Here is a 12,376-nt window from a genome sequence, read left to right as displayed (position 1 = left end):
CACCTGCTCAGCCCTCGCCGAGCAGTTCCTTCAGCTCTGCGGCCGTGCTGACCGGCCGGCGGCACACCATTCCCCGGCACAGATAGGCAACTGCCGGTTCGGCGCCGGGATCCCGCCCCTCCAGCAACGGCACGCCGGTGCTGCCGGCCGATCCGCTGCCGTCCGATTCGCTGCCGGGCTCCGTCTTCGCGCCGGGCACCACCCGCCAGGCGACCACCAGGCCCGGGCCGCCGGCGTCCCGCGCCGCGCGGAGCAGGGCCTCCACTGCCGGCTCCTCGGTGCCCGTCACCGCCAGTTCCCGGGGCCCGTCAAGCAGGAACTGCAGCACCGACATGGCCCAGCCCACGGCCTGGGGTGCACGCGGCGCCACGACGTTCACATGGGCCAGCAGGGACTGCGCCAGCGCCCGGTGCCGCTGGGACCCCGAATAGGCGGAATAGGTCAGCAGGGCACCGGCGAACAGCGCGGCTCCGCTGGGCGTGGGGCCGTCCAGTGGATCTGCGGCTGCTTGCGCCCCCTGGGCATTAACCAGCTGGTTGGGACGAATGGCGGTGTCCTGCAGCTGGCCTCGGGTCAGGAACCGGTCTTCGGCCGCTGAAACCAGGAATTCGGCCGCGGTGAACCACTGCTCGCTGCCGGTTGCGGCGAACAGTGCGAACAGCCCTTCGGCCGCTGCGGCGTAGTCCTCCAGCTGACCCTCAAAGGACGACGCGCGCCCGTCGTGGGAGACGCGCCTCAGCGTGGGCCCCACCCGGTGCACGCGCAGCAGGTAGGCCGCTGCGTCCTCGGCCGCGCTCCGGATCCGGCGCGCGGCCTCGTGCTCCCCCGCATCGGCCAGTACGACGGCGGCTCGGGCCAGCGCTGCCACGGCCAGCCCGTTCCACCCGGCCACCACCTTGTCGTCCCGTTCCGGCTGCGGACGCCGGTTCCGGGCGGCCAGCAGGGCAGGACGGCAGCCGAGCCACAGCTCCTCCTCGGCAGCGTTTAACCGGCGGCCGAAGTGCAAAGTGCTTCCGGCACCGCCGTCGGGCCCGGGTGTTCCGCCGTGGGCGGCCATGTTCCCGGAGTCCAGGTCCAGCAGGCCGCTGACGGCCGCAGCGGCTTCGTCGCCCAGGACCTCCGTCAGCTCTGCCGCAGTCCAAATGTAGGTGCCGCCTTCCACCCGGTGGCCGTTCATCACGGTGTCCGCGTCCAGGGAGGAGGCGAAGCCGCCGTCGGCGACCTGCAGCCGGGTGATCATCCAGTCAGCCGTTTCGCGGGTCACGCGCAGGGCAAGCCGGCGGTCCCCGGCGTCCTGGGCGGTCCGCGCCCACTGCGCATACAGGGCCAGCAGCTGCACGTTGTCGTACAGCATTTTTTCGAAGTGCGGCACCGCCCATCGGCGGTCAACGGTGTATCTGGCGAAGCCGCCCTCGAGCTGGTCGTACAGGGCACTGCGTGCCATGGCGCCGAGGGTGCGGTCCGCCAGCGCCGCGGCGTCGGCGGCGGTGGAGGCACCGCTGCCGGCGTGGGCCAGCAGGAACCGCAGCACGGTGGAGGGCGGGAACTTCGGTGCGCCGCCGAAACCGCCGAATTCCCGGTCCTCGAGGGTAACCAGGGCTTCAACTGCCGCCGACAGGGTGCGGCCCGACTCGGCTTCCGCCTCCGCGCCGGCACCGTCGTCACCGTCCAGCGCACCCGAAGCCAGCGCATCAGCTTGGATCGGGCCCAGCAGCCGCCGGTTTCCCTGCTGGCCGGAGGCCAGATGCGCGGCCAGCTGCGCGGCGCTCCGCTCGACCTCCTCCGGCCGGTCCGTCCAGGCCGTGGACACGGCTTCCAGGACGTCGCGGAAGGAGGGCAGTCCCTGGGCGGGGCGCGGCGGAAAATACGTGCCGGCGTAAAACGTCCGGCCATCCGGAAGAGTGAAAACGCTCATCGGCCAGCCGCCCTGGCCGGTCATGGCCTGCGTGGCCGCCATGTAGACGGCGTCCACGTCGGGACGTTCCTCGCGGTCCACCTTGATCGAGACGAAGTGTTCGTTCAGGTAGGCGGCGAGCGCCGGGTCTTCGAAGGATTCGTGCGCCATGACATGGCACCAGTGGCAGGCGGCGTATCCCACCGAGATGAAGACCGGCACGTTCCGCCGCCTTGCCTCGGCGAAGGGTTCATCCCCGAAGGGCCACCAGTCCACCGGGTTGCCGGCATGCTGGCGCAGGTAGGCCGAAGCCTCGTCGCGGAGTCTGCCGGCCATGTCCTGCTCCTAGCCGCGTTCGGGGGAACGCGGCGGTCCGCCGTCGTTCCCGGTCGCCGGACGCTGCGAATCGGGGCCAAGGTCCTCAGCGCTGGGGATGAAGACGTCGGAGCTGATGCCGGTGCGCGCCTGCTCGCGGTAGCGGACCCGCCGGACGCGCTTGACCATGTCGCGGATGAGGAAAACGATTGCCAGCACCAGGAACAGGGTCGCGAGGAAGCCCAGCAGGCCGGGAGTGACATCCGCGATGCTCAGGCCGGATTTGAGCTCGCCTTCCTCGGTTCCGCCTGGATTGACGAGCAGGGGCAGGCTGTACAGGAAGTTCACTAGGTATCTCTCTCTTGGCAGCGGGCGGCTTCACGCCGTCCCTGCCCTCTATCGTATGCCAGCGAACAGGTCAGTTTCCGGCAGTTCAGTCTCTACTCTTGACTCGATCAGCGAATAGTCCTCCCACGGCCACACCTTCCGCTGCGTCTCGCAGTCAACGGCAAAGAAGAACCCCTCCGGATCAACCTGGGTTTGGTGGCTCTTCAAAGCCCGGTCCCGGGCCTCGAAAAAGTCTCCGCACTGGATTTGCGTAGTGGTGGGATGCGTGGGTGCCGGAGGCTGGTGGCCCTCGGTGTCGGCTTCCTGCCAGGCCGCGATGCGCTCGGCGTACGGCGAGGCGATGCCTTCCTCCACTAGCGCCTGATGCAGTGCCCGGAAGCGCTCGGGGTTGAAGGCGCGGTCGTAGTAGAGCTTCAGCGGTTCCCAGGCTGCGCCCGTGCCCGGATACTTGTCGGGGTCTCCCGCGGCATTGAACGCCTCGACAGCCACCTTGTGGGCCATGATGTGGTCCGGATGCGGATAGCCGCCGTTTTCGTCGTAGCTGATGATGACGTGCGGGCGGAACTCACGCACGAGCTTTACCAGGGGCGCCGCTGCGGTCGGCAGCGGTTCCAGGGCGAAGCATCCCGCGGGCAGATCCGGGAGCGGATCACCCTCGGGCAGTCCGGAATCCATGAAGCCCAGCCAGCGGTGCTGCACGCTCAGTTCCCGCTGCGCGTTGGCCATCTCGTGCCGCCGCAGTCCGGCGAGGTCCCGCTTCGCCGCTGCGCTGGATTCCATGGCCGGATTCAGCACGCTGCCGAGTTCCCCTCCGGTGCAGGTGGCCACCATCACGTCGACACCCTGTGCCGCATAAAACGCCATCATCGCCGCACCCTTGCTGGCTTCGTCGTCGGGATGAGCGTGCACGGCCAGCAGCCGCAGCGGTGCTGACTGGCTGGAATTGTTCTTTGAGGCGGTCGACACGAAGCAGCTCCTGGTGGGTCGGCGAAAGGTGGACGGCAAACTCGGATAAAATGGAGAAGTGAGCACTGAGGAAGGTCCTGTCAAGCAGCCAGCCCCCGAGCAGACCCCGGATGGTTTTCCGTCCGCAACAAGATTAGCCAATCGGTACGGCACCCCCAAGCCGGGCCTGTCCCGCCGGACCAAGACCATCATCGGCGGCGCCGCGGTGCTGCTGGGGTGCGCCGGAGCCGCGTGGATCGCTGTCCCCTCGCCCGGCGGCGACGTGACCTTCAAGGACGTGGGTTTCAGCATCCCCGACAGCGGCAGTGCCGTCATCGATTTCCAGGTCACGAAGGACCGCGACGTGACAGCCACCTGCGCGGTCCAGGCCCTGAACGACGCGTACGCAGTGGTGGGATGGAAGCAGATCACCATCGGTCCCGCGGAGGAAGAGACCACCGGCCAGCGGGTGGCCATCCGCACGGATTCCCTGGGCGTCACCGGCGGCGTCAATGCCTGCTGGATCACCGAGGAACCCTAGCCCCGGCCGGCGATGCACGGCGGCGCATGCGGTGCAGGTTTCCGGCGGATTACCAAGCCCGCAGGGTTCTTGGGTAAACGCGCTTGGCGAACTAGTATGGAGCCTACGTTATGCCCCGCCCAGGTGATCAGCACAGTGACCGGTCACCGCCCGGCGGGGTCTTTGCTTGTCAGGCCATTCCGGCCCCCAAAGCGTATTCGCACCTGCCGGACCAGATCGTTTGGTCCGGTCGTCACTAAAAGGAGAGACCCGTGTCCACCAACAGCGCACCCGCCGCTTGGCTCACTCAGGAGTCTTACGACCGTCTGAAGGCCGAACTGGATCACCTGTCCGGTCCCGGCCGCACGGAAATCGTGGCCCGTATTGAGCAGGCCCGGTCCGAGGGCGATTTGAAGGAAAACGGCGGGTACCACGCAGCCAAGGAAGAGCAGGGCAAGGCCGAGGCCCGCATCCGCCAGCTGACTCACCTGCTGCGGACCGCCCACGTGGGTGAGGCCCCGGCCGACGACGGCATCGTGGAACCCGGCATGCTCGTCGAAGCCAAGATTGCCGGCGACGTGGAGACCTTCCTGCTGGGCAGCCGCGAAATCGCCGGCGACTCGGACATCAACGTCTACAGCGAGAAGTCGCCCCTCGGCGCGGCCATCCAGGGCATGAAGGCCGGAGACGTGGCCAATTACACCGCCCCGAACGGCAAGAGCATCTCGGTGGAGATCATTTCCGCCAAGCCCTACTCCAGCTGATTTTCGGCGTTACAGCGGGTCCTTCCATCGGGAGGGCCCGCTTTTGCTTGTCCGTCCGCGCTGCCGGTGCCGGCTGAGCAGCACCGCCGCCAGCACTCCCCCGGCGGCACCGAAGAGATGCGCCTGCCAGGAGACACCGATCGACACCGGCAGCACGCCCCACAGCAGCGAGCCGTACACCAGGAACAGGATGCCCCCAAGCAGCAGCTGCACCAGGTCCCGGTTGTAGATGCCGCGGACCATCAGATAGGCGAAAAGCCCGAAGACGACGCCGGAGATTCCCACCGTCAGCCCGCCCCCAAAGAGCCACACCCCCAGCCCCGACGCGAGCCAGGACGAGGCCAGCACCACCAAGTAGCGCCGCACGCCCTCCAGCAGGGTGAGGAAGGAAAACACCACCAGCGGCAGCGTGTTTCCCAGCAGATGGTTGATCCCGGCGTGGAGCAGCGGGCCGAAGAGGATTCCGTCCAGCCCGTCCACCCGGCGCGGCAGGATGCCGAGTTGATGCAGCACCGCGGGACCGGCGAACAGGGCCAGGAGATAGCATCCCCAGACCAGGGCGGCCAGTCCGAGCGAAACGAAGAGGGCCGTCCTGGCCCGGTTGGCAAGCACGCCCTACCCGTGCAGCACGATCGGCTGGAACCCCTGCGCGCGCAGGTTGTTCAGCACAAGTTCGCAGTGTTCGTGGCCCTTGGTTTCCATGTTGATGGTGATGGCGACGTCCCCCATGCTGATTGATCCGCCCACCCGGGTATGGTCGACGCCGGTGACGTTGGCGTCCGACTCCGCGATGATCCGGGAGATGGTGGCCAGCGAGCCCGGGCGGTCATCCAACAGGATGCGCACGACCAGGTACCGGCCTGCGGCTGCGAGGCCGCGCTGGATGACCTTCAGCATCAGCATCGGGTCGATGTTGCCTCCGGAAAGGATCACCGCCGTGTTTCCCGGGTTCTCGATCTTGCCGTCCATCAGCGCCGCCACGCCCACGGCACCGGCCGGCTCGACCACCATCTTGGACCGCTCCAGCAGGAAGATCAGGGCCCGTGCCAGCGAGTCCTCGCTGACGGTCACGACGTCGTCCACCAGCTCCTTGATGATGGAGAAGGGCAGCTGGCCCGGACGCCCCACGGCAATGCCGTCGGCGATCGTGGATACCTTGGTCAGCGGCACCAGCGCGTCGGCAGCCAACGACGGCGGGTAGGCGGCGGCGTTTTCGGCCTGCACGCCAATGATGCGGACTTCGCGTCCAAGTTCCTTCGCCCGGGTCTTGATGGCCACGGCCACGCCGGCCAGAAGACCTCCGCCGCCCACGCCCATGAGCACGGTGTCGACGTCCGGAATCTGTTCCAGCACCTCCAGCCCGATGGTGCCCTGCCCGGCCACCACGTCCACGTTGTCGAACGGATGCACAAAAACGGCGCCGGTCTCGTCGGAGTAGCGCTGGGCTTCGGCGAGGGCTTCGTCCACGTTGTGCCCGTGCAGCACGACCTCCGCTCCGTGGCCCTGCGTGGCCGCCAGCTTGGGCAGCGCCACCCCCAGGGGCATGAAGATCCGGGCCTTGATGCCCAGGCGCGCGGCCGCGACGGCGACGCCCTGGGCGTGATTGCCCGCTGATGCGGCAACCACTCCGCGGTCCCGTTCCGACGGGGAGAGCTTGGCCATCCGGACGTAGGCACCGCGGACCTTGAACGATCCGGCCCGCTGCAGGTTTTCACACTTCAAATAGACATTCGAGCCGGTTAGCCGCCCCAGTGCCCGGGACATCTCGATGGGGGTCCGGGCAATCACACCGTCCAACAGCTTGGCGGCCTCCTCAATGTCGTCGAGGGTCACAGGCAGTTGGGACAGGTCAGTCACGGTCGCTTCTCGTCTTCTGCGTTGTCTTCCAACGCGTTTTCGGTTTCATCGGTTCTGGGGGGCTGCCCGCCGGCGGCCGCGAACACGGGATCGCGGGCCAGTGCGGGGTCCCCCTCCCATCCCCTGGCGGCGATGTAGCGCACCACGGTGTTGAGGATGGCGAGCAGTGGAACGGAGAAGAGAGCGCCGGGAATGCCGGCTGCCAGCGTCCCGCCGGTGACGGCCAGGATCACGGCCAGCGGGTGCAGGGCGACGGCCCGGCCCATGATCAGTGGCTGCAGGATGTGCGACTCCAACTGCTGGACCAGGAGCACGATGCCCAGCATGATCAGGGCGTTCACCCAGTCATTCGCGACAAGGGCGAGCAGGACGGCAACGAAGCCGGTGACAAACGCGCCGATCAGCGGGACGAAGGAGCCCAGGAAGACGAGGACCGAGAGCGGCAGTGCCAGCGGAACCCCGATGATTGCCGCGCCTGCGCCGATGCCGACGGCGTCGATGAACGCCACGAGCAGCTGCACCCGGACGTAGTTCACCATGGACTCCCAGCCGTGGATGCCGGCGCCGTAGGCGCCGGGGCGGGCACGGCGCGGCAGCAGGCCGGCGGTGAAGCGCCAGATGCGGTGGCCGTCCAGCAGGAAGAAGACCAGGGCGAACAGGGTCAGCAGCACGCCCGCGGCAAAGTGTCCGGCACCGGTGCCAACGGAGAGCGCACCGGACACGATGTTCGCTGAATTCTGCTGCAGCGTATTGGTGGCTTCCTGCAGCAGGGTGTCCATCTGGGTGGTGGTGATGCGCAGCGGACCGTCGGCGAGCCAGTCCTGGATCTGTCCCACACCGGACAGGGTTTCTCCCCACAGATCCCGGAACCCGAGAGCCAGCTGCCGTCCGACCAAGGTCAGGGCGGCAACGATCACGCCGAGGAAGGTGACGATTGTGACGGCCACCGCCAGCCCGCCCGGCACCTTGTTGCGGCGCAGCCAGGTGGTGATCGGTGAAAGCAGGCCCGCCAGCAGGGCGGCAATCATCAGGGGAATGATCAGCAGGGAAAAGTTGCGCAGGATCCAGACCAGGCCGGCGGCGACCACCAGCACCACGCCCAGCCGCCAGGCCCACGCTGCGCTGACGCGGAGCGCGTACGGCACGTCGTCGTTCCCCCTGCCGGAGCGGACAGCCGCAGCCTGCACCGCTTTGGACGCGGCGATGCTTCGTGCATGAGGTCTCATGCGCTCATCTTTCCACACTCACTGGCTGCGGTTCCCACCTTTACGCGAAGCCGGCGGCCGGGCTGCCGGCCGGCCTTTCCGGGCGGATTCCCCACTCTGCGGCGAAGGCTGTTCCGGGCTCCAGCCAGCGCAGCCCCTCCCCGGAGTTGAGGGCATTGGCTGGGGCGGTCATCGGCTCCAGGGCGACAGCGCAGGCGCGTCCCGGAAGCTTGTCGGTCACGAAAACGTGGACATAGCCGAACTCCGGACCGCTCCACAGCAGCACCCGCCTGCCGTCGGGCGCCTCGAGGCGGTGCCGGAACTCGCCGTCCTGCAGGTCCAGCCCGGTGTAGGCGGCGTCCAGCTTGAGCTCGGAAATCCTGCGGCCGGCCCGGAGGTCGTTCGGTCCGTCGGCGGGTTCCCGGCCCGACGGGATCAGCCGCTCGTCGGCGGTCAGCCGGGTGTTTCCCGAAACGGTCAGTGTCAGGTCCTCCACCGGCACCGATCCGATCCGCAGGAACGGATGCGCGCCGAGGGCAAACGGTGCCCGACTGCCGCCCACATTTGTCAGGCCCTGCCGCACGCGCAGACCGCCGTCGTCGTCCAGGCTGTAGGTGACCTGGTGAACCAGGTGGAACGGATATCCGTGCTGGGGGAAAATCTCAGCCTTCAGGGTGACGCTGCTGCCGGGCAGGTGGCTGCCGGCAGCAGCGTCACCCGGATCGGCCCGAACGTATCCGGTATTGCGAAGCAGCCCGTGGCTGGCGTTGCCCCGCGAGGGCTCGGTGATGTCCAGTTGCTGGATGCGGCCGCCCAAAAGCCATTTCCCGCCGGCCACCCGGTTGGGCCACGGCGCCAACAGGATGCCGCACGCCGACGGCGGCAGGTCCGTGTCGGGGTAGGTCTCCACGAAGTCGGTGCCGCCCACCGAGTAGCTGCGCAGCGCTCCGGCGAGCGACGCGATGCGTGCTTCCGCGCGGCCGCCGGGGGTGTTGCGGGTGATCTGAAACTGGGTGCCGGTGGCGGGGACAGCCGCCGGATCCGTGCCGGTAGCGCTCATTGCACCAGCCTACAGCCGCTCACTCCTCGAAGTGCGTACTCACCCGGTCGGAGACCACGGCAACCACTCCGGCCGCCACCTCACGGACCTTGACGTTGCGGCTGTTGGAGACGCTGCGCAGAATCTCCACGGCCCGCTGCTGGCTGCAGTTGTTCTGCCCCATGATGATTCCGGCTGCGAGATCCACTACGGTCCGTGATTCCAGGGCGGCCTGCAGGTTGTGGGCCCGATGCGCCTGCGTGTCCAGGCGCAGGGCCAGGGCCAGCGGCGCGGCCAGATCGGCCGCCGCACGTTCGACCCCGCGCACGGCCTCCGGGCCGAAGGCTCCGGGACGGGAGGAATAGCAGGTCAGCACGGCGGCCGCCGGTTCAAGCCCCGGCACCGGCACGGCGGCTACGGCGGCCACATCCTGTTCCCGGGCCGCGCTCCGGAAGCCAAACCACCGGTTTTCCGTAGCCAGATCGCGGACCACTGCCGAACCTCCGCCCGCCAGGACGACGCCGGCCGGGTCATCCCCCCGCGAACCACCCTGCAGCGCCACGAAGCGCTCCGCACTGCCGGCCTGCGCCGGTTGCCGCCGCGGCCGCACGACCATCAGGGACGTACCCGCCACATCCCAGCCGCCCAGGTGCCCGGCGACCAGGACGGCGAGGGCACTGAGAAATTCCTCCAAGTCCGGATGCTGCAGCAGCAGGTCCTGGAGCCGCAGCGGCAACGCGGCAGTATCCGCCGAGTCGTCCACGTCCGCCCCCTTCCGCCGTTCCCGGGACCTGCCGGTCCAGCCGCTCCCGGAGGAAACAGCCCCGGCGGATCGGCCCGTCCCGGATCCTACGGTCCCGGGAAAGGCAGGCACAGAGTGGTTGGGGGAAAAGAGGCTTAAACAGAAAAGAGGCCGGCAGGATAAATTCCTGCCGGCCTCTGTTCCCGGGGCACGCCCGACCACTGGTCAGGGCGCCCCCAACGCGCTAGTCGTCGCCGCGAAGAATGGCGAGGATGCGGATGATTTCCACGTACAGCCAAACCAGTGTCACGGTCAGGCCGAAGGCAGCGGTCCAGGAGTAGCGCTGGGGAGCGCCGGCCTTCACACCCTGCTCAATGGAGGTGAAGTCCATGATCAGCGAGAAGGCGGCCAGGCCGACGGCCAGGAGGCCGATCAGGACGCCCAGCGGAATACCCATGATCGTGATTGAATCGCGGGCACCGAACATGCTGTCGGTGGCGCCGAAGATCATCAGGCCCATGTTCACCAGTGAGAATACGGCGTAGCCGATCATCGCGATCATGAAGAAGCGCATGGCCTTGGGAGTGGCGCGGACCTTGCCGTTGCGGAACAGCACCAGGGTCACGGCGAAGACGGACAGCGTGCCGAGCACGGCCTGCAGTCCGATGCCCGGGTACAGGTTGTCCAGCACCAGGGTCAGCCCGCCGAGGAACAGACCCTCAAGCGCTGCATAGGCCAGGATCAGGGCCGGAGCGGGCTCGCGCTTGAACGAGTTCACCAGGCCGAGCACGAAACCGCCGAGCGCACCGACGATCATCAGCGGCGCCGCGGCGCCGGGGATCAGGATCATCGGGACAGCTGCGCCGATGAGGACGACCGCTAGGCAGGCCAGGGTCTTCATGATGACGTCGTCGTACGTCATGCGTCCGGTCAGCGCCGGACCCGCCGAAGGAGCGGTGTAGAGCTCCTGCAGCTGCTGCGGGGTCATCGAAGTCTGGTCCTGCGTCGCCAGGGAACCTCGGTTCATCCTGCTGCCCTGAACCTGGGAGTTGAAATTCTTGCCGTTAAAGACCGGATTACCGCCGAGTGCCATTCAATGTCCTCCATCTGGGGGCTGTTTACCTAGAGCCTACCAATGTCAACGGCGGACGGGGGCGGGAGATTCCCAGGGAACCACCGCTGCCGGTAACAGTTTGGCATAGCCCGCCTGTCGAGAGCCCGCGGAACTGGCGGATCAAGTCGTTACCCGATCGCGACATGCGCCGGATGGGATTGGTCACTGCCTGAAACATTCACTGGGTAGCATAATCCCCAATCGGTGACATCAGTCACAATCAGATCCGCCTAAGGCCTGGGAATTTTTCGGTGCCCGCGGCCGTGGCGTGGAGGTTTTGGAACTTGCTAAGAACATCGGCGCTGACCCGGTATTTGGGGATGCTGGCAGCGGTGGCGGCGATGTTCGCTGCCCTGCTGCTCGCTTCCCCTGCCGCTCATGCAACAACAGCGACACCCTCAGCCCCGCCGTCGGGCAGTGCATCGGCCCCCGCCGCGGACGGTGCCGAATTCAGCGACCGCATCAGCGGCGTGGTGCGGAACGAGGGCGTCCCGGTGGAAGGGGTCCGGATCACGGCCAGCGGCAACGGCTACGAAGCGGAAACGGTAACCGGAGCCAACGGTTCCTGGTCCATCGGCGTTCCCGAACAGGGCGCCTTCGAAGTGGAACTGGACGAATCCTCGCTGCCGGAGGGTGTCGCCCTGGCCGAGGGACAGGAGAACCCGCGCACTGTCACCTTTGCCGGCACCTCCAACATCACCACGCTGTTCCTGCTCGGCGAGGGCATCGTCCTGCAGCAGGAGAGCTTCGCCTCGATCCTGACTGAACGCACCATTGCGGGCCTGAGCTTCGGCCTGCTCCTGGCGCTGAGCGCCGTCGGGCTCTCCCTCATCTTCGGCACCACAGGCCTGACCAACTTTGCCCACGGCGAGATGGTCACCCTCGGCGCCGTCCTGGCTTTCGGCTTTGCGGCGATGGGAATGCCGGCCTGGATTGCCCTGCCGCTGGCGGTGGTCGGAGGCGGCGCCTTCGGCTACGTCCAAGACGCCGGACTCTGGAAACCGCTGCGGCGCCGCGGCACCGGCCTGGTGCCGATGATGATCGTGAGCATCGGTCTGGCGGTTGCCGTGCGCTACATCATCCTGTTCTTCTTTGGCGGAGGCACGCAGCAGCTGCCGGGCGCCCAGAGCCCGCTGCTGGAGCTGGGTCCGGTGTCCATTCCGCGGAACACCCTGATTTCCCTGTTTGTCAGCCTGGCCGTCATTCTGCTCGTGGCCGTGCTGCTGCTGCGGACCCGCATCGGCAAGGCAACCCGCGCCGTCTCGGATAATCCGGCGCTGGCCGCTGCCTCCGGCATCGATGTGGACCGCGTCATTCGGATTGTCTGGGTCCTCGGCGGGGCCCTCGCGGCCATGGGCGGCATCCTCTGGGCCTACTACCGGCCCGGCGTCTCCTTCAACATGGGCCAGCAGATCCTGCTGCTGATCTTTGCCGGCGTCACGCTCGGCGGACTCGGTACGGTGTACGGCGCGCTGATTGGCTCCGTCATCGTGGGTCTTTTCGTGGAAATCTCCACAATCTGGCTGGAGGCGGACCTCAAATACGTGGGTGCACTGGTCATCATGATTCTTGTCCTCCTCGTCCGGCCGCAGGGGATCCTCGGCCGCCGCGAGCGCATAGGTTAGGGGCTTAG

At 67.6% G+C, this 12,376-nt stretch carries 12 protein-coding genes; 3 read left to right on the top strand and 9 right to left on the bottom strand.

The genetic code is table 11. The features are described from left to right. Nucleotides 1–7: 7 nt before the first annotated feature. From QNO08_RS04300 to mca, 3 genes are read right to left on the bottom strand one after another with little or no spacing between them, the layout of a single operon-like run. The gene (locus QNO08_RS04300) at nt 8–2,230 is read right to left on the bottom strand and encodes a thioredoxin domain-containing protein (RefSeq protein ID WP_229964668.1); all 2,223 of its coding nucleotides are present in this window, start codon (nt 2,228–2,230) and stop codon (nt 8–10) included. A 9-nt stretch (nt 2,231–2,239) separates the two neighbouring features. Then, nucleotides 2,240–2,557: a hypothetical protein gene (locus QNO08_RS04295; RefSeq protein ID WP_229964667.1), complete on the bottom strand. Its 318-nt coding sequence runs from the start codon at nt 2,555–2,557 to the stop codon at nt 2,240–2,242. 48 nt (nt 2,558–2,605) lie between these two features. Further along, nucleotides 2,606–3,523 carry a mycothiol conjugate amidase Mca gene (gene mca, locus QNO08_RS04290; RefSeq protein WP_229964666.1) on the bottom strand — a complete coding sequence of 306 codons (918 nt, stop codon included), beginning with the start codon at nt 3,521–3,523 and terminating at the stop codon, nt 2,606–2,608. A 58-nt stretch (nt 3,524–3,581) separates the two neighbouring features. Here mca and QNO08_RS04285 point away from each other — a divergent pair, with 58 nt between their 5' ends. Then, on the top strand, nt 3,582–4,043 hold the full coding sequence (locus QNO08_RS04285; protein ID WP_229964665.1) for a DUF4307 domain-containing protein: 462 nt from the start codon (nt 3,582–3,584) through the stop codon (nt 4,041–4,043). A gap of 251 nt (nt 4,044–4,294) precedes the next feature. Then, a complete protein-coding gene (gene greA, locus QNO08_RS04280; protein ID WP_229964664.1) occupies nt 4,295–4,786 on the top strand; it encodes a transcription elongation factor GreA in 492 nt (163 codons plus the stop codon). 9 nt (nt 4,787–4,795) lie between these two features. Here greA and QNO08_RS04275 read toward each other — a convergent pair whose 3' ends face one another. The 6 genes from QNO08_RS04275 to QNO08_RS04250 form a co-directional block, all read right to left on the bottom strand. Continuing rightward, nucleotides 4,796–5,398, bottom strand: a complete 603-nt coding sequence (locus tag QNO08_RS04275; RefSeq protein WP_229964663.1) for a rhomboid family intramembrane serine protease — start codon at nt 5,396–5,398, stop codon at nt 4,796–4,798. 3 nt (nt 5,399–5,401) lie between these two features. Continuing rightward, nucleotides 5,402–6,643, bottom strand: a complete 1,242-nt coding sequence (gene ilvA, locus QNO08_RS04270; RefSeq protein WP_229964662.1) for a threonine ammonia-lyase — start codon at nt 6,641–6,643, stop codon at nt 5,402–5,404. Then, on the bottom strand, nt 6,640–7,869 hold the full coding sequence (locus QNO08_RS04265; RefSeq protein ID WP_229964661.1) for an AI-2E family transporter: 1,230 nt from the start codon (nt 7,867–7,869) through the stop codon (nt 6,640–6,642). The genes ilvA and QNO08_RS04265 overlap by 4 nt, the downstream gene beginning before the upstream one ends. 40 nt (nt 7,870–7,909) lie before the next feature. Continuing rightward, nucleotides 7,910–8,908 carry an aldose 1-epimerase family protein gene (locus QNO08_RS04260; protein WP_229964660.1) on the bottom strand — a complete coding sequence of 333 codons (999 nt, stop codon included), beginning with the start codon at nt 8,906–8,908 and terminating at the stop codon, nt 7,910–7,912. A 19-nt stretch (nt 8,909–8,927) separates the two neighbouring features. After that, the gene (locus tag QNO08_RS04255) at nt 8,928–9,650 is read right to left on the bottom strand and encodes an ANTAR domain-containing protein (RefSeq protein ID WP_229964659.1); all 723 of its coding nucleotides are present in this window, start codon (nt 9,648–9,650) and stop codon (nt 8,928–8,930) included. Nucleotides 9,651–9,873: 223 nt separating this feature from the next. Next, nucleotides 9,874–10,722 carry a Bax inhibitor-1/YccA family protein gene (locus tag QNO08_RS04250; RefSeq protein WP_229964658.1) on the bottom strand — a complete coding sequence of 283 codons (849 nt, stop codon included), beginning with the start codon at nt 10,720–10,722 and terminating at the stop codon, nt 9,874–9,876. A 341-nt stretch (nt 10,723–11,063) separates the two neighbouring features. Here QNO08_RS04250 and QNO08_RS04245 point away from each other — a divergent pair, with 341 nt between their 5' ends. After that, a complete protein-coding gene (locus QNO08_RS04245; protein WP_229965042.1) occupies nt 11,064–12,368 on the top strand; it encodes a branched-chain amino acid ABC transporter permease in 1,305 nt (434 codons plus the stop codon). Nucleotides 12,369–12,376: the final 8 nt, after the last annotated feature.

This window comes from Arthrobacter sp. zg-Y820 (assembly GCF_030142155.1).
Classification (GTDB): domain Bacteria; phylum Actinomycetota; class Actinomycetes; order Actinomycetales; family Micrococcaceae; genus Arthrobacter_B.
This window is presented reverse-complemented; position numbering and strand designations above follow the sequence as displayed.